Source organism: Colwellia sp. (assembly GCF_013214175.1).
Lineage (GTDB): Bacteria > Pseudomonadota > Gammaproteobacteria > Enterobacterales > Alteromonadaceae > Colwellia.
Map to the genome: position 1 here is coordinate 297,887 of NZ_JABSPA010000005.1, position 19,790 is coordinate 317,676.

The 19,790-nt window shown below is 40.6% G+C and carries 10 protein-coding genes; 9 read left to right on the forward strand and 1 reads right to left on the reverse strand.

Annotation, left to right across the window (positions count from 1 at the left end):
* Positions 1-42: 42 nt before the first annotated feature.
* The 3 genes from HRT55_RS14160 to HRT55_RS14170 all read left to right on the forward strand — a co-directional run bounded on the left by HRT55_RS14160 (position 43) and on the right by HRT55_RS14170 (position 3,261).
* Complete coding sequence (locus HRT55_RS14160; protein ID WP_291622253.1) at positions 43-1,221, forward strand: hypothetical protein; 1,179 nt, start codon at positions 43-45, stop codon at positions 1,219-1,221.
* 52 nt (positions 1,222-1,273) lie between these two features.
* A complete protein-coding gene (locus HRT55_RS14165; RefSeq protein ID WP_291622255.1) occupies positions 1,274-2,203 on the forward strand; it encodes a mechanosensitive ion channel family protein in 930 nt (309 codons plus the stop codon).
* Between the two features lie 218 nt (positions 2,204-2,421).
* The gene (locus HRT55_RS14170; RefSeq protein ID WP_291622257.1) at positions 2,422-3,261 is read left to right on the forward strand and encodes an HDOD domain-containing protein; all 840 of its coding nucleotides are present in this window, start codon (positions 2,422-2,424) and stop codon (positions 3,259-3,261) included.
* Positions 3,262-3,298: 37 nt separating this feature from the next.
* Here the strand turns inward: HRT55_RS14170 and HRT55_RS14175 are convergent, their stop codons facing one another.
* Positions 3,299-4,027, reverse strand: a complete 729-nt coding sequence (locus HRT55_RS14175; RefSeq protein WP_291622258.1) for a GGDEF domain-containing protein — start codon at positions 4,025-4,027, stop codon at positions 3,299-3,301.
* Positions 4,028-4,238: 211 nt separating this feature from the next.
* On the opposite strand from HRT55_RS14175, the gene HRT55_RS14180 reads away from it, so the two are divergent.
* The 6 genes from HRT55_RS14180 (at position 4,239) to HRT55_RS14205 (ending at position 19,585) form a co-directional block, all read left to right on the forward strand.
* Positions 4,239-5,582: a GAF domain-containing sensor histidine kinase gene (locus tag HRT55_RS14180; protein ID WP_291622260.1), complete on the forward strand. Its 1,344-nt coding sequence runs from the start codon at positions 4,239-4,241 to the stop codon at positions 5,580-5,582.
* Between the two features lie 80 nt (positions 5,583-5,662).
* On the forward strand, positions 5,663-6,736 hold the full coding sequence (locus tag HRT55_RS14185; RefSeq protein WP_291622262.1) for an OmpA family protein: 1,074 nt from the start codon (positions 5,663-5,665) through the stop codon (positions 6,734-6,736).
* Positions 6,736-11,985 carry an Ig-like domain-containing protein gene (locus HRT55_RS14190; protein WP_291622264.1) on the forward strand — a complete coding sequence of 1,750 codons (5,250 nt, stop codon included), beginning with the start codon at positions 6,736-6,738 and terminating at the stop codon, positions 11,983-11,985. The genes HRT55_RS14185 and HRT55_RS14190 overlap by 1 nt, the downstream gene beginning before the upstream one ends.
* Positions 11,986-12,168: 183 nt before the next feature.
* Positions 12,169-13,239 carry an OmpA family protein gene (locus tag HRT55_RS14195; RefSeq protein ID WP_291622266.1) on the forward strand — a complete coding sequence of 357 codons (1,071 nt, stop codon included), beginning with the start codon at positions 12,169-12,171 and terminating at the stop codon, positions 13,237-13,239.
* 2 nt (positions 13,240-13,241) lie between these two features.
* Positions 13,242-17,690 carry an Ig-like domain-containing protein gene (locus HRT55_RS14200; protein ID WP_291622268.1) on the forward strand — a complete coding sequence of 1,483 codons (4,449 nt, stop codon included), beginning with the start codon at positions 13,242-13,244 and terminating at the stop codon, positions 17,688-17,690.
* A gap of 17 nt (positions 17,691-17,707) precedes the next feature.
* A complete protein-coding gene (locus tag HRT55_RS14205) occupies positions 17,708-19,585 on the forward strand; it encodes an amidohydrolase (RefSeq protein WP_291622270.1) in 1,878 nt (625 codons plus the stop codon).
* The last annotated feature ends 205 nt before the right edge of the window (positions 19,586-19,790 follow it).

A 19,790-nucleotide genomic window follows, 5' to 3' on the forward strand; every position in this document is an offset into this window, starting at 1 on the left:
AAATAGCCAACAAAATCACATATCTTTACGGAAAACAGCTTTATGGCTAACTACTTACTGCTACTAAGTTTTTTATGCTGCTCTTTACTTACCTTTAGCGCACAAGGCAATGAACAGCCAACTGAAAATAAGTTAAATGCTCTTATTAAGCCAAAAGACAAAGCGGCTCAAGCAAGCCAAATAAGTAATGAGTCAGCAATAATCCTTACTGAGCAACAAAAAAGTCAGTGTGCGCAATATTGTAGTGCTGCACAGACTGACGATAGTTATACACAACAAGTCCATAATAGACAAAACCCTGCTTCGAGTGTTGCTTATGAGTTAGTTATACCTGAAGCTTTACCGCCAAGAAATCGCTGGTCTGATTTTTTACCTATTTTGGGCAAAGAAGCCCGCGAAGCTGGTTATTTATTGCCATTACCTTTTGGTATTTCAATCGTCGGCTTGACCCAAGAGCAGCCCTTTAAGGTATCTAAAATAGGCTTGGAAATTGATGGTCAACAAAGTGACATTATTAATGACTTCATTGATGACACCATTACCGCTAAAAACCTTAAAGTATCAGACACCACCTACAACTTACGTTTTGATGCTTGGATTCTCCCCTTTTGGAATGTTTACGGCTTAGTCGGTAAAACTAACGGTAAAGCTGAGCTTGAATTAGACGTTAATCTAGAGCTACCAACCTTATTATTAGCCGCTACCGGTATTGGTAGTGGTTATAATGACAAACGCTGTACTAGCATCAATTTGCCATTCCAAGGTCCTGCACCCGGTCATTGCTTAGTTGCTGTTGAGGGCATAGCAACTACTTTACATTTTAATGGCACAGTACTTGGCTACGGGACTACCGTAGCCGGCGGTTACGGTGATTTTTTTGGTATGTTTGATGTTAATTACACCGAAGCCGATATCAATATCGCCATTAAAAAAACTCAGCAAACAGTTTATTCAACCCGTTTAGGTTGGAATGGCAGTATTGGCGTTTATCAGGGGCAAATATGGGTAGGAGCCATGAAACAAGATATTGAACAGCAGATAGCAGTTGCTACTCCAGGCAATAGAGTCACTGTACTTATCGATCAGCATACTAGCTCTCCGGTTAATTACCTTATTGGCGCACAATGGAACATTACTGAAGAATGGGCAGTCATTGCCGAAACCAACTTCGCTTTTAGTGATAGACAGCAATTTATGATGCAACTTGGTTATCGCTTCTAAATAAAACCTGGCCTAAATAAGCCCTTAGCTATATTTTTCAAAGGAAACTCAGATGTCAGAGCCAACCACCAACAGCACAGAAAATTTTACCGCTAACATTACCGAAAGTGCGCAAGGTGCCACTGATCTGCCGGCGGAATTATTACGCACAGAAATAGAGCAAGCCTCGGCACTTTACCAAATAATAATAGATTTCTTCAGCAACTATAGTTTTCAACTAGTAGGTGGCTTACTGATATTTTTATTGGGTTATGCTGTTGCCGGCAAAGTCGCTAAAGCGGTATTACACCTTTGTGAGAAACAAAAACTTGATGTCACCTTAAGTCGCTTCCTAGCCAGTACCACCAAAATGCTAGTGATGATAATGGTCAGTATTATAGCCTTAAGTAAAATTGGTATTAGTGTCACCCCTTTTATTGCCGCCATAGGCGCAATTTCATTAGGTGCTGGTTTAGCTTTACAGGGTTTATTAGCCAATTATGCTGCTGGCTTTAATATCATAATTATTCGCCCATTTGTCGTCGGTGATACCATTGAAGTACAAGGGGTAACAGGCATAGTTAAAGAGGTGCAATTAGCTTTTACCATCCTCGAAGATGAAAATTGCGCGGAGATCACTATTCCCAATAAACATATTGTTGGTGAAGTAGTGCTTAATTCAAGAAAAGATACGTTATTAAAACTCTCTGTTGGTATTTCGTATCAAGATAACCCTATCGAAGTAGTGCAACTTGTGGAGCGCACTTTAGCAAAGCTTGATATTTATACTGATGAAGTACGTATGCAAGTAGGTATTGATGGCTTTGCAGATAGCGCCATCACTATTGGCATAAGACTTTGGATACCAACAACAAATTTATACGCAGCCAAATATAGTGCCTATAAAGCGATTTATTTAGCTTTTGAGCAAGAAAAAATCACGATTCCATTCCCGCAACAAGATATACATCTGATTGAGCAACAAAAACGCCAACAAGCCTAATATTTATCAATTACGGAAGTAGACTAAAGTATTCGCGCCAGTACCCTCGCATACAGGATCTAGCGTTGACAAGGTAACTCCTTAATAAAAATATCGTTAAGCTTACTTAACGATATTTTTATTTGCCGCCTTAGCAGCGAAACAAGCTTCTTCATTTGCCCAATACCCGATAAACACTATACTTTAAAATTCTGTAGCCCATTAAAAGCTAAAAATAGATGCTCAATATTAAAGAAAAGGCTATCAATGAGTTACCGCATGGTTTTTACATCCCAATAAAGCCTAAAATACTCACTCAATTACAACGCCTAATGCGTGATAATGAAGCCATACTTGCCGACTTTGCTAAGGTTATTTCTAAGGACGTTAGTTTATCCGCTGAAGTACTTATGAATGTAAACTCTGCGCTTTTTTCTTTAGAAACAAAAATTACTGATATTCAACACGCCGTGTTTTTCATCGGGAAAGATGCAATTAATTCGCTCGCTACAGCAATATTATTTAAGCGCTCCTTTACTGAGCTTGACTGTTGTTTATCATTAGAAAGGTTTTGGGACGATTCAAAAGATATCGCTTATGCGATGACGTTCATTAATCAACAATTGCTGTCACCATTATCCGGTGGTGATTTATATACCATAGGGCTCTTTCATGATTGCGGTATTCCAGCCTTTTCACATAAATTTTCTGATTATAGAGAAACCCTTATCAAAGCAAATAGAGCTGAAGAAAACTCTACTTCCTTAGAAGAAAATAAATATGAAGTGAATCATGCCACGGTCGGTTATTTAATTGCCATGTCTTGGCATTTACCTGAGCAGGTATGCAACATCATACTCCATCACCACGATATCAACTTTCTATCGACTACCGCCAACACACATGAGAAATTAAGTTACGCAACATTAAAGCTTGCAGAAAATTTGGTTTACCGAAATAAGCGCCATAGTGAAGCCCCTGACTGGGGCCAAGTAAAAGCTGATATTTTAGCTATATTAGAGATTGATATGGATGACTACCTTGAGCTAGAAAAATACTATATCTCGCTGATATTGTAATCTGGATGCGAGTTTTAACCATCCTAACTAAATATCGTTAAGCGACCTTAACGATATTCTTATTAGCCGCTTTAGCATCAAGCAAAGCATCTTCAACATTGTGTAGTACATCCTGTAAAGAAAGGCCTTTTCGCCATGACGTCACTCCCATACTGCAAGTGATAGTATCTGTGGTAAACAATTGTTGAGCTATAGTTTCTCTAAGCTTATTAGAAAATTCATAGGGAGAAGTGACTTCTCCAGGTAAAACTACAATAAAGTTATCACTGTGCCAATGAATCAGTTGGCTGTTAGCCGCGATGTTTTTCTGAATGATATTAACCAAGTTGATCAAAATATCATCACCAACACTCGGGCCATAGGAATCATTAATACGCTTAAAATTATCAATATTTAGCTGCAATAAACTAAAACCCTCACCATCACGTTCAGCTTTCACATAAAAATTATGCAATATAGCCTGGCCTGCACGCCGATTAAAAGCATGGGTAAGTGGATCTTGCTTAGCAAGTTCTTCAAAAGCTTGCGTTACTCGTCCTAGTTCGGCCAAACGACGATAGATAAAAATCATCAAACTGAAAGTTAGCGTTACTCCTAAAGGCAAAAACTCATCAAGCTCCAAATGTTCATGCTCTTTTACCAAACCAATAATAAGCTCTAATACATCATATTGAGCAAATAAAAAAAACAAAACGACATTTATTGCCAATAGCCAGAGTCCGTCTCTAACAAATGAACGTCTATGTAAATATTGATAATGCAACATAGTTATCTCCTAGAATAATTTTATTTTTCTATAATCAACTAAAAGAAAAGTAAAGTAAATACGAGTAACTTTCACTAAAGTTAGTACATAAGCCCAATAACATTATTCACCATTAAGTTAAATTGTCTTTAACAGACAGTGACTAATATAAGTCATGAAAAATAAAAAGGCTTATGCCATAGTTAAGTTATAGAAATATATCGGAGTCAGCATGTTAACTCATATTCAAGAAATTATTGACAGCGTATCCAACAGCTATGGCGATGAATTCTTTACTAAAATCACATTAGCGCTCAACAAGGTAATTTCCGCTGATTATACTTTTATTGCTCGAATAAACTCGGAGACCTATAGCTGCAAAACAGAGCGATTAGTTGCCAAGGGAAAAGTTGCTGAAAATTTTCAATACTCGTTGAAGAACACTCCATGTGCAAATGTCGCCAATAACTCAGTATGTTTTTATGCAAAAGATGTCGGTAATTTTTACCCTGAAGACCAATTATTAATTGATATGAAAATTCAGGCCTATATCGGCACACCACTAATTGATTCTAAGCAGGAAGTCATCGGCTTAATTGTCGCTTTATTCGAAACTGAACATAATACAGAGCAAGAAACCACCGCGCTTTTTCAGCTATTTTCCGGCCGTATTGCCGCCGAATTAGAGCGTCTTGATTATGAGCATTCTCTTGAAGAAAAAATATCAACACGCACTAAAGAGTTATCGAACACAATAACTCAGTTACAACAAACACAAAAGCAATTAGTAGAGTCTGAAAAAATGTCTGCTCTGGGTAACTTAGTGGCGGGTGTTTCCCACGAGGTGAATACGCCTTTAGGTATAGCGATAACCACGCACAGTATCATGGCCGATGAATTAAAAAAATTGAAAGATAAACTGGATAGCAACAGCCTCAGTATGAAAGATATGGAAAACTTCCGTAATAATTCCGATAGTGCTTTAACTATGCAAGGGGAAAACTTAAACAGAGCTAAAAAATTAATCGAGAACTTCAAAAAAACCGCCGCAGATCAGCACCAATTAGAAATAGAAACGCTAGATATTGGCCAATATTATCAAAAAGTAATTTCTACCCTACGCTCAATGCTTAAACCTCAGAACGTGACTTTAGAAATTAACTGCCAAGACACCATAATGTTAGCCACTTACCCCGGAGTTCATGCCCAGATATTAACTAACTTAATCAATAACAGTGTTAAACATGGCTTTGTCAACAACAAAGAAGCCAGTACAGATACTGACAACATCAACCAAGAAAATAAAATAACAATTGAAATTAAACAGTTAACCGCTGATGAAGTCGAAGTTATTTACAGTGACAATGGTTGTGGTTTATCTAAAGAAGCCCAGCAACATGTTTTTGAGCCCTTCTTTACCACAGCACGCAATCAAGGTGGCATAGGTTTAGGTATGTCTATTGTATTTAACTTAATTAACCAAAAGATTAATGGCTCTATCGAGTTAAAAAACACTAGCTCTGGTGCGTGTTTTCACTATAAATTTAAAGAAAATAAGAGTAAATACAACGGATAAATTTATTTTGTAATGATTTATGTTCTCTGTATAATCCATGTTAATCGATAGTTTTACTTAAATATCATGGACGTTGACACATGCTTTCCTTTCAAAAGCCTCGCCTGAGTACTCTAGCCAATATACTAATCCCGCTAATGTTATCCTTTAGCTCTATTAGCTTTGCGACAGAAGTTCTAACTACTAAACCAGATACTGTAAATGAGAATCAGCACCTAGAAGGAGCCCTACCTTCTGCTTATTTCTACCTTGGCGGCAAGTTAGGTCTTAATCATTATCAGCATGGTTGTGAAGCATGGAGCCTTGATTGTGACAAAAACAGTGTTGCCGCAGGTCTTTTCGCTGGTTACCAATTTAATGAAACGTTTGCTTTTGAAGCTGCCTATATAGATTTAGGTGCAGCAAAAGCAACTTACCTCGACTCAGTAAATGAACATATTTATAAGGGCACAATGAAAGGCTTAAACCTATCTGCTGTTGGCTCAATTTACTTACTTGAAGATTTAGCGCTATTTGCTAAAGCCGGTGTATTTAACTGGTATGGCGAAAATAAAGGGCCTTTCTCAACAAGCAAAGCAGATGATTGGGCACCATCGGCTGGTGCCGGTGTGTCATATCAATTAAATGATTCATGGCAAGCACGTTTTGAATATCAGTACTTTCATCACTTAGGTAACGATACTATCGGTGGCACCAATGCCCACTTAACATCCATCGGTATCAGTTATCAATTTGGTCGCACAAGGCCAACCATAGTCACTAAAACTGTAATGAAGCCAGCGCCAATAAAGCTTGAAGAAGTCACCTTTCCACTCTTATTTGATTTTGATAGTAGTGAGCTTTTGTTGGTTGATTCATTAGCCGTCATTGTTCAGCGATTAACGAAATACCCTCAGGCGAACGTAATTTTACGTGGTTACTCAGACTCCAAAGGTAGCGATGCATATAACTTAGCCTTATCTCAACGACGAACAGATAAAATAGCAAGTTACCTTATCGCCAAAGGCGTGCAAGAACAGCAGATAACTTCTGAGTATTACGGTGAAAAGAATCCTATTTCAGATAATCTTACCGAAGAACACCGACACTTAAACCGACATGTACAGATATTGCTACCTAGCGTATTTATTAACACCACGCAGGAGCAAAAATAATGCAGCTTTTCACTTCAATTAAATATTTGTTTATCTCTTCATTGCTTTTATTGCTAACCGCCTGTGGCGAAGGCAGTAATTCAGGCTTCCCAACTGCTGAGTGTGGTAATGCTGGTAACCTTTGCATTAACTCATTTGTTATTAACCCTGATAAAGCTGCCATTCTGCTTGGTGGTACACAAACATATCAAGCCATAGCAACCTTAACCGACGGCAGTGAACGTGATATCACCGAGTTAGTGACTTGGTCTGTTGATGACCAGGAAAAAGCGGTAATAGTGGTAGACGGTAGTTCAGTTATTGCCACAGGCTTAGCCGAAGGTACAGTAAATATTTTAGCCAGCTATCGAGGTATAGATGTTACCGCTCAGCTTTCCGTTGGCGCAATTACTTTTACCATCAGCCCAATTGAAGCCAGTATTTTAACTGGTATGGTGCAGTCTTATAAAGCCTTCGCTATTTTACCCAGTGGCGTGCAAATAGAGGTAACAGAGCAAGCAACTTGGACATCAATTAATCCTATCATTGCTAGCCTCAATGCCGATGGTGCCACTATTGAAGTTACAGGCCTTACTAGCGGGCTAGATACTATCTCTGCAACCTATAATGGTAATAGCATTTTTGCTCAGCTTACCGTGATAAGCGCCACACCAGAATCATTGGTTATCACTCCTGCTAGCAGCACACTTCCTGCCGGCACTAGTCAACAATATAATGCTTATTTAACCACTACTGATAACGAAGTAATTGATGTAACCGCCAGCTCAACTTGGACGGTAGTCGATACAAGTATTGCCAGCATTGATGTTAACGCCTGGCTAACAGCTAACACTACCGGTGATACTCAAGTACAAGCATCCATTGTTCATGATGGCGTAACTCTAAGTAATACTGCGGCTTTATCTGTTAACAATGCCGCTCTTAGCAGCTTAGTTATTAGTCCAGAGAATGGTAAATTTCCTGTTGGTAAAATGGGTGTTTATCGTGCCGCGGCTTATTTTTCAGATGGTAGCGTCATAGATGTAACACGTGAGGCTTCATGGCAAGTAGCTGATGAAACTATTGGCCGCATTGTTGGCTCTGGTGTTTTCGCCGGCGATAGTATTGCTTTATTACCTGGAAAAACCTCGATTAGCGCAACTTTATTTTCGGTTAGCGATAGTACCAATGTTGAAGTAACAGCAGCTGAAATAAAGGCTATTAGCTTGAGTCCACAAGATGCCACTACACCCGTTGGCACTGCTATTAACTATCAAGCGTATGCTTTTTATTCAGATGGCAGTAAACGTAATATTACCCAACTTGGCGCTTGGTCAAGTAGCGAACCCAGTGTTGCTGCCATCGACTTTGTTGGCGCAAAATCAGGGCAAGCGACTGCTTTTACTGTTGGTACCACTGATATTGCTATTAGTTTTGATGGCATAACAAAATCCACCTCACTTACCGTTAGTAATGCTGTGGTAACAAAATTACAAATATCACCATTAGATCCTAGTGTGCCTGTCGGCATTGAAGGTCAGTTTACTGCTATCGCCTATTATTCAGATAAGACGACCGCTGATGTCACCGCCATGACTAATTGGTTAGTGGACGATTATACTGTTGCTGCAATTGTACCTACGGGTGATTTTTCTGGCTATGCCAAAGCGTTATCTCAAGGAACGACTCAATTAACCGCAACTTTTAAAGGTCAAAGCAGCAGTACTATAATTACGGTATCACCAGCAGTATTAGAATCACTGTCTTTATCGCCTGCTCAAATAACCATTCCCGTTGGCACCACGCAGCAATATCAATTATTTGGTGTTTTCTCTGATGGCACTAATCATGATCTGACTCTTTTTGCTAGCTATCAAAGTAGCAAACCTAGTATCGCCTCCATAGATACCACAGCCTTAGCAAGTGCTCATATCAACTCGACCAGCTCGGTAACGATTACCACCACTTATAATGGCATGCAAACCACTGCTTCATTATCCGTTTCTGCAGGAATACTTGAATACATTACACTTGAGCCTGCGGATCAGACTATCGCTGTTGGTCATAAAGGTCGCTTAGAAGCGAGAGCCTTTTATACCGGTGGTATAAATAAAGATATTACCGAACTGGCCACTTGGAGTGTCGATGATGGTGATGTCGCTTCGGTAGATAATACTCAAGCAGATGCAGGTAGTGTGCTTGGTATTAGTGAGGGAATAGTAACGGTAACGGCAAGTTTTTCAGGTGAACAAGCTGCCGGTATCACCACTGTGACTGCCGCTGTATTAGAAAGCGTCACCATATCGCCTATCTCTACAACGATTGCAGCGGGCTTAACTCAACAGTACCGATTGTTTGCAATATTTTCAGATAATACCAGCCGTGAAGTTACTCTGGTTAGTGACTGGCAGTCTGCAGACCCTACTGGTGCTTCTATTGATAGCAATGGCTTAGCCACTACTTATCAAGAATGGCAAACCGTAATAACAGGCACCTATCAGGGTTTAAGTGCTAGCTCAAATTTAACCATTACCAGCGCCGTAGCAAGTATTTTACAAATAACCCCCCCTAATCCAAGTAAACCACTAGGCACTGTAGGTAACTTTGTAGCGACCGTATTTTACACAGATGGCTATGCTGCGAATGTTACAGAGAGTACCACTTGGACCTCAAGTCAATCTGATGTGGTACAAATAAATGCCAGTGGAGCAAGTGCTGGCTTAGCTAGTGCAGACAAAATTGGTATAAGTGAAATAACCGCTAGTTTTTCTGGATTATCAGCAACAACCAATGCCACGGTAACTGCTGCGATATTAACCGACATTTACATTAACCCAGTAAATAGTGCTATCGATATTGGAGATAAAGTTAGCTATAACGCGATTTGCAAATTTAGTGATGGCTCATTACATAATTTACCAAGCAATGGTATATGGCAAAGTTCAAATACTGAAGTTGCTACCATTCAAATTACCGGTCCAACCACCGCATGGGCCACAGGAATCGATGGCGGGTCAGTAACAATCACTGCTAGTGTTGGTGATATTGTTAGTAATGCGGCAATATTAAAGGTGGCACCGAAAGTAATCCCTGTAGTTATTACTTCTATTCAAGTAACGCCTGCCACTGCGACTGTCGCCGTAGGTGCTCAAGATCAGTTGGCTGCCATCGCTTATTATTCTGATGGCTCAGATGCTGATATCACATCTAAAGCCACATGGCTTTCAGATAATAGCGATGTGGTAAACGTTACTACTACCGGTGATAATGCCGGTTTTGCTTATTCCATAGCAGTAGGAGAAGCAAATATTACCGCGGTGATGGATAACATAACCAGTAATAGCGCAAAGATTACCGTCATAGGTAAGACCCTTGATAACGTGCAAATAACACCTAACAATAAAAGCTATAAAGTTGGGGAAACTGCACAGTATTTTGTCCGAGCTATTTATGATGATTATAGTAGTAAAGATGTTACCGCTGTTACACAAATTCAAAGTAAAAATCCAGCTATTGCCGTCTTTGATGAAAATAACCTAATGACAGCTGTTGGAATTGGTGATGGAGAGCTTACTGTTACCTATCAAGGCATGGTAAGTGAAAGAGAGTTTTTACACGTTTTTGCTCCAGCTCCTACACCACCAACACTTGAAGTATCGCCAGCCAACATTGAAGTACCACAAAGTACCATTGTTCGTTACACGGCAACATTGCATTATGCTGATGGCACCAATAAGGATGTTACCAGCCAAGCATTATGGTTATCTAACAACACTAATATTGTGAACATTGTGCCGAATGGAGAAGATGCTGGTTTTGCCCTGGCTACTAGCGCAGGTACCACTACCATTAGCGCTAGCTTTGAGGGCGTAAATAGTAATACCGCTGAGGTAACTGTACTAGCAATAGAGTTGCTATCCATTGAAATTGTCATCGAGGATAATGCCAGTTTCCCTGAAGGTACGATCAAACATTACACCGCATTTGCTACCTATAACGATGAAAGTGTTGTCGAAATAACCCGAGATGCCACTTGGAAAAGTGATAATACTAGCACTGTAGTGACGGCAAAAGGTTTCGTATATGGCGTTAACATTGGTGAAACCAATATTAACATTTATTTTCAGGGAAAGAGTGACGACCAAGCAGTTGTAGTTACCGATGCGGTAGCAACTAGCTTAACGATCACACCTAGCTATCATGAAATGGCTGTGCATTCGACGGTAGATTATACTGTTGTCGCGATATTATCTGACGGCACTACTGAGAATGTTACTAAAGACGTGCTTAAGAGTGCAACCGGAACAGCCGAACTAGCAATAATTTATCAAGAAGACTCGTTAGTTAAAGTAGAAGGTATCACTAGTGGTAATGCTGTTGTACAAGCTAATTATCAGAGCTTAAGTGCTACTGCTAATATTGTAATATTACCGGCCACGTTAGCTTCAATTACTATCACTCCTTTGGATGAAACTATTTCACTTGGCTCAACCCTCCAATATCAGGCAAGAGCACAATATAGTGATGGTTCTGAAGTAAATATTACTGAGCAAGCAAACTGGCTTAGTACTGAGCTAGCTATTGCTGCTATCGATAATAATACTTATGTCGGTTTAGCGTCAGGTATATCTGCTGGAACAACAACAATTCAAGCGACATTTAATGGTATCAGTGCATCGACCAGTTTAACCATTGATGCCAGTTGTGGCACAGGCAAGCCTGATAGCATCTACATACTTCCTGAAAATGCAGTGATCAGTTTAAATACTGAAATGCAGTACACTCTTTATGGGTTATGGTCGAATGGCTGTACCGCACAGCTAACGCAAAACAATGCGGCAAAGTGGTCAAGTAGCGATAACAAAATAGTATCCATCGGTAAAAAAGACGGTATTGCATTAGCTAAAAAGCTTGGGTCAACAACAATCAATGCCGATTATCAAAGCTTATCAGCAATGCCTGTCAACGTTACGGTAACTAACGAAGAAGTGTTATCAGTGAGTATTCAGCCCGCACCATCGTCAATTTTATCTAAAGGAGCTTCGCTAAGTTATTTATGTTCAGCAAGGACAGCCATTGATGGTGTCGAACAAGCAGAGAAGTTTGTTACTGGTTTAGCAAGTTTCAGCTCAAACGATATCAGCCTAGCTGTTATTGCTGGTAATAATGGCAGCACTCAAACGGTAACCGCGCAGAATAAAACAGGAAGTACCACTATCACCTGTAGTTATGGTGGTAAAGAAAGTAGCTCTAGTTTAACCGTACAATAAAAAGATAAAAGTTAACAACTCTATTTTAAAGCACACCAACATCACTATGTTAGTGTGCTTTATATCTAATTACCGATTACAAAAGACTAATAAATAATCAATTAAACGACTTCTTTTAAGTTATGACTTCTGTATAATTCACCTTAATCAGTTGTTTTTTCTAAATATCATGGACGCTCTTACATGTTCCTCTTTCAAAAGTCTCGCCTAAGCTCCCTAGTAAGTATATTGATTCCTATTGCGCTATTTTTTAGCTTTAATGCCCATGCGGTGGAAGATCAAAAAACCAAGCAAAATATTGAAAATACCGACCAGCAAGCACAAGCTGCCTTACCCTCTTCTTATTTCTACCTCGGAGGTAAATTAGGGGTAAACCATTATCAACATGGCTGTGAAGCTTGGAGCCTTGATTGTGATAAAAACAGCTTTGCTGCCGGAGTTTTTACCGGTTACCAGTTTAATGAAAACTTTGCTGTGGAAGCTGCCTACATAGATTTAGGTGACGCGAAAGCAAGCTACTTAGAAAATGGTAATGTCTATCAACATACTGGTAGCATGAAAGGCTTAGAGCTGTCCGCACTTGGTTCACTTTATCTCACAGAAGAGATTGCTGCATTTGCTAAGGCTGGCATCTTTAATTGGCACGGCGAAAATAAAGGTCCTTTTAATAAAACCAATGCCGATGATTGGTCAACAACCGTTGGCGCTGGCATAACGTATCAACTAAACGATGCTTGGCAAGCACGCTTTGAGTATCAATACTTTAATAATTTAGGTAACGATACTATTGGTGGCACCAATGCACACTTAACCTCTATCGGTATCAGTTATCAATTTGGTCGAACTAGACCAAGCATAGTTACTAAAACCGTGGTGAAATTTGCCCCGATAGAGCTTGAAGAAGTCACCTTCCCACTATTATTTGATTTTGATAAGAGCAACTTATTACTGACCGATTCATTAAACGTGGTTATTAATCGCTTAACCAAATACCGTCAAACCCAAGTGATTTTACACGGTTACTCTGACAATAAAGGCAGTAGTGCCTACAACTTAGCGCTGTCTAAGCGACGTGTTGATAGCATCGCCAATTACCTGATAGCTGCTGGCGTTAATAAAGAACAAATAACCACTGATTATTTTGGTGAGCAATATCCGGTATCAGATAATACCACTGAAGAGCACAGACACTTAAATCGTAATGTGAAAATATTGCTACCTAAAACCTTTGTTAAAGCACCGCAGGAGCAATAAGAATGACTTTTTTATCTCGCGCTAAATATCTTATTTCGTCATTATTACTTTTGCTCTTAACCGCTTGTGGTGAAGGCAGTAACTCAGGTTTTCCTACTGCCGATTGTGGTGGCGATGGTAACTTATGTGTCAGTGAATTTACCATCACGCCAAAAAACGCTGCCGTTGTTGTTGGCGATAGCCAAACGTATCAAGCCATTGCGACCTTAACTGATGGTAGCAAACTTGATATTAGCGAGCGTATCACTTGGGCAGTTGATAATGCAGCCATTGCCACAATTGCGGTAGATGGTAGTAGCGTTGTAGCTACTGGCGTTGCCGATGGTGTAGCTATTATTACTGGACAATATCGTGACATGAATGCCAGTGCCCAACTTTCTGTTGGCACTATTACCTTTAATATCATGCCAAGTACTGCCACCATACTCACTGATATGCAGCAAAATTATCAGGCCTTTGCCATTTTCCCTAATGGCGTACAAATAGAAATTACAGAGCAAGTTGATTGGGCAAGCGATAATATTGCTATTGCTACCATTAATGGTGCAGGTAGCCTAGTTACCGCAACAGGCTTAAGTCAAGGCTTGGTCACTATCTCTGCCAGTTATAGTGGTAGGTCTATTGATGCTCAATTAAAAGTCATCAATAGTACTGCCGAAACGCTGGTGATTACACCAGCAAGTGCGGTAATACCACTAGGTACAGCAAAACAATATAACGCCTTTTTGACCACCACTAGTGGCGAAGTGATTGATGTTTCTAAAACCGTTAACTGGCACATTGTCGATTCAACAATTGCCATTATTGATGATAGCGCCTGGCTAACTACTACAAAAATAGGTTCAACCGAAATCACCGCGGATATAGTCCATAGCAACAACACCTTAACCGCAAGCTCTGCCTTAACGGTTAATAATGCTCAGCTTGAAACTATTGCCATTACGCCAGTCGATGGCATATATCCTGTGGGGAAAATTGGTGTCTATCGCGCCAATGCCCATTATGCTGATGGTAATGTTATTGATGTAACGCGAGAAACTACTTGGCAGGTAGCAGATACCAACATAGGCACTATTGTTGAATCAGGTATTTTTGCCGGTGATAGTGTTGCTTTATCTCCAGGAAAAACCGCGGTTAGTGCCAGATTTCAAGCACTTACTAGCCAAACCAATGTTGAAGTAACCACGGCTAAAACTATCAAGATAAGCATTAGTCCAATTGATGCCACTACGCCGGTTGGTACACAACTCGCTTATCAAGGCTATGCGCTCTATTCTGACGGCACTAAGCGTAATATTACCGCATTGGCAGCTTGGTCAAGTAGCGAATCGAGTGTCGCCGCTATCGGTTTCACTGGTGCTTTATCTGGCATAGCCAATGCACTTGCCATTGGTACCACCAATATCTCAGTTAATTATGACGGCTTAGCGGCCAGCACATCATTAACCGTGACTAATGCGGTAGTGACTAACTTGCAGGTTTCGCCTTTAAACCCAAGCGTGCCCGTAGGTATTGAAGGGCAATTTACCGCTATTGCCTATTATTCAGATAATACCACTGTCGATGTTACTCATAACGCTAACTGGACAGTTGATGACTACAGTATCGCTGCAGTTATTCCTAATGGTGAATTTGGCGGCTATGCTAAAGCATTAAGTGAAGGCTCAAATCAATTAACCGCCAGTTTTAATGGTCAGATTGTCAGCACACCAATAACAGTTACTGCAGCGACACTTAGCTCCTTATCTTTATCGCCATCAACCGCTGAAATTCCTGCTGGCACCACGCAGCAATATCAATTATTTGGTCTGTTTTCTGATGGTACAAATCACGACTTAACAGCATTTGCTAGTTTTCAAACCAGCAATAATGCTTCAGTTTCAATTGACAGTAATGGTCTTGCTACCGCCCATAACGATGGTGCCAATCCTATAACAGTTACCGCCAGTTATAATGGTATGCAAGCTACTGCATCATTAATCGTTACTGCCGGTTTATTAGACTACATTCAAGTCCGCCCTCGCGAACAAGATGTCGCTATTGGCCATAAAGGCCAGCTGCAAGCCCGCGCTATTTATACTGATGGTTCAAGTACCGATATTACTTATCTTGCGACTTGGAGCCTTGATGATGGTGATATTGCCTCAGTTGATAATACCAGCACAGATGCAGGCGAAGTTTTAGGAATTAGCCAAGGAGTGGTGACTGTTACTGCTAGTTATTTTGGTAAAACTGCCACAAATACCACCACAGTAACAGCAGCAGTGTTAGAGAGGGTTAGCATTACCCCCATTACTAAGACTATTGCCGCCGGCTTAACACAGCAATATGCATTAACGGCTGAATTCTCAGATAAAAGTAGCACTGATGTTACTAAGAGCAGTGACTGGCTATCAAGCGATCCAGCGACAGTCTCGATTGATAGCTTAGGCTTAGCCACTAGTTATGTTGAAGGAAAAGTGACCATAACCGGTACTTACCAAGGCATGTCAGCTGCTGCAACCCTAACAATTACTGGCGCCGAGTTGTTAAGTATACAAGTAACACCAAATGATCCGAAAGAGCCACTGGGCACCGAGGGGAAATTTACCGCAACAGCTTATTATACCGATGGCTATGCTGCCGACATCAGCAGCAGTGCCACTTGGTCATCACTTGATGACAATATCGTTCATATCACTACCAGTGGTATTGCTGGCGGCCAAGCCAGCGCTGATAAAATTGGTGTTAGTGTAATCACTGCAACATTCCTCGGGAAAAGCAGTTCAACAACGGCAACAGTGACTGAGGCCATATTAGAGAGTTTAGTTATTTCGCCGCCAAGCGCAGATGTACCACAAGGAACTAGTTATCAATATCGAGCTGATGGCATATACAGCGATAAAGTTGTTAAGGATCTAACCAACGCAGCTAATTGGCAAACCGGTAATGACAGCTTTGCTACCATTAACAGTACTGGCTTAGCCAAAGGTGAAAACCAAGGGGTAACCAGCATTACCGCCAGCATTGATAGTATTTCAGCCACGGCAGAAATTAAAGTCACGCCTCCGGCGCTAGATCATCTTGAAATATCACCTAGCTCATGGCAGTTACCTTTAGGAACAAGCACTAAATTAATCGCTTATGCCTATAACAGTGCGGGCACTAAAACTGATATTAGCAATGATGCAAATTGGCGGGTATTAGCCACTGGCACTGATAATATTCATGTTGATAATACTGCGACTAATGGCGGCTTTGTTAGTTCAATTGCCATAGGTAACGGCATAGTAGAAGTCAGTTATGCCGGTTTAACAGCAACCGCAGAAGTTGATGTCACTGACGCGACAGTAGAGTCAATATCGATAAGTCCACTGGATGCTGAAATCAATTTCCCGGGTAGTCAGCAATATACTGCCATGGCAACCTTGACCGATGGCACTGTTGTCGATTATACCAAAACCGTTTCTTGGCACAGTAGTAATAAAACGGTTGCCTCCATTGATGCCGTTCACTTAGAAACCTTAGGCTTCGCGAAAGCAGTTAGTGACGGTAGCACCACCATCAAGGCCTCATTTGGCCCTATCTTTACTGAAACCACATTAACGGTGGCCTTGCTAGGCGGAGGAATTGATAATATTCAAATACTTCCACATGTTAACCACATTGTCGTGGATGAAAAAGTGCAGTTAACCTGTTCCATTATCCATGTTGATTTTACCCTAAGTGACTGTAACGATGATGTCGTTTGGACTATGGCCGATGATAGCCTTGCTCATGTAGTGCCTACTGGCAGCAGTGGTGGTTTAGTTACTGGCTTAAAGGCTGGCACAACCCGTGTTTTTGCTAGTTATAATGGTGTTACCAGTAGTAACTTTGACGGTCAAGTTACCGTGAGTGAACTAGTATTAGAGTCTATTACGGTTAGCCCAAGCACTAAAACCCTTGCCAGAGATCAAGCTTTTACCTTTAAGGCCATGGCTCACTACAATAATGGCGATGATAAAGATATTTCCAGTAGTGTTACCTGGTCGGTAAGCAAACCCAATATTGTCACCATCAATAACAAGGGTCGAGTAATAGGTAAAAGTGTTGGAGATAGTCAGGTAACCGCGCGCTTAAATGATCTTAGTGGACAAGCAAACCTTACCATTGATAACCGCACATATTTTTCGACAGAGTTTATCCCTGACCCTAGCTCACTTACCGTCGGTGATAGTATTGATATTACCTGTATGGTCACCTATGACTTTCCTCCTGCAGGTGGCGATCCAATTGTGGTCGACATGACCGAACAAGCAACCTGGAATTTTAAATACTCAATTGATGATATAGGTACGATAAGCAATGCTCCCGGTAGTAAAGGCCACTTTGAAGCGACTAAAGCGGGCTCTAATGTAATATCCTGCATGCTGCCACAATCAAATGGCAGCTTTATTGCACCAAATATTAGAGTCACAGTAACAAATTAATCAAAAGAGAGGGATTCATGATGCTCAACAAAGGAATTTTAATTGCCGCGCTAATGTTGCTTACCGGTTGTGAAACAGCAAGTATTGCCGATAAAGCACCAGTTAACGAAGATTCAGCTTACACACTATATTTTGGTGGCGATATTGTCACCATGGCAGGTGAGCAAGCTAGCTATGCAGAAGCTGTTGTTGAGCATAAGGGTAGAATCGTTTTTGTTGGCAATAAAGAGTCGGCATTAAGACAATACCCTGCTGCCATGACTCAAATGGATCTACAAGGTAACACCATGTTACCTGGCTTTATTGACCCCCATAGCCACTTTATGTCGGCACTGATGATGGTCAATCAAGTCAATGTCGCCGCTCCGCCCGTTGGTACCGCCACCAATATTGCGCAAATCATCGCTAAACTTGCCGCTTATCAGCAAGAGCAAAATATTGCCGAGGGAGGTTGGCTTGTTGGTTGGGGCTATGACCAAGAGCTTATCGAAGAAAAGCGACATATCATCAAAACCGACCTAGATGCAGCTTTCCCAAATCATAAAGTCATTGTTATTCATGTTTCTATGCATGGCGCGGTACTAAACTCTAACGCCCTTGCCTGGGCAAATATTGATAAAAACACTAAAACGCCAAAAGGTGGTGTTATTGCCAGAATGCCAAACAGTAATGAACCAGCAGGTTTAATTATGGAAATGGCTTATATACCGGTTTTTGAAAAGCTACCGCAACCCAGCGAAGCAGAAATGTTTGATTTAATGGCAAAAGCACAAGAGCATTATACCAGCCAAGGTTACACCCATGCGGTCGAAGGTTTTACTCACACCAAACATATAGATTTTTTATTAAAAGCGGCGCAGCAAGATAAGTTAGTCATTGATATTGCTTCATTAGCGGCTTTTACTGAAATGGATAAATGGTTTGATAATCCCAAATATAAGTTTGGTGAATATCAGAACAAATTTAAACTTCAAGCCTGTAAAATTACTTTAGATGGCTCCCCACAAGGAAAAACAGCTTTTGTCTCAAAGCCTTACTTAACAACCGGACCTGTGGGTCAAGAACATTGGCACGGTGAATCATCGATTACCCAAACACAGCTTGATGCCTTAACGAAAAAAATGTTTGCTGCTAATATTCCGCTGCAAATACATACCAATGGTGATGCCGCTATTGATATGATGATTAAATCCGTCGAAAGCGCCGGTATCACCGCCAAAGACGACAGGCGCACCGTTATTGTCCATTCTCAATTTCAACGACCAGAGCACTTAGCTAAGTATGTCGAACTAGGTTTAACACCTTCATATTTTTCTATGCACACCTATTTTTGGGGTGATGTACATGTTAAAAATATTGGTAAAAAACAAGCAGATTTTATCAGCCCTATGAAGGCTGCCAAAGAGGCAGGGCTTATTACTTCCAACCATTCTGATTTTAATGTTACACCATTAGACCCATTTTTTATCATGTGGTCAGCCATGGCACGTGAATCAAGATCTGGCGCGATTATTGGTGCTGAACAACGTATTGATGCCTATAGTGCCTTACAAGCTTTAACCACAGGTCCTGCCTATCAGTTCTTTGAAGAAAACCGTAAAGGCATGATCAAGGAAGGTTTATTAGCGGACTTTGTTATTGTTGAAAATAACCCGTTAAAGCAGGAAGTTAGAGAGATTAAAAATAATAAAGTGCTAACTACCATTAAAGAAGGTAAAACTGTTTTCAATCTATTGAATTTAGTTGGTGATGACCAAGATCAGCACGGTTGTAAAAGCTCCGCCGGCTACGCTTGGTGTACTAACACTAATCAATGTGAGCGCCCTTGGCTATTAGCGAAAGAACAAAACTTTACCAATGAACCAGCAGCTTTTACAGCATTTTGCAAAAACTAACAGTGTTGGGCCCCATCAACTCTGAGTTAAAATACTAAGTAAAGACACAGCAATACCCTAGCCGCTCAAGCTAGGGTTTTCTCATCCAATCACTTAGTCAATCAGTTCATCAATTAGCAAGCATATTCCATCTTAAAAACCCACATAGTGTGTGTGGCCTTTAACTTTACACACTATATATTGTGTTTATTTCTAAACTGACCCT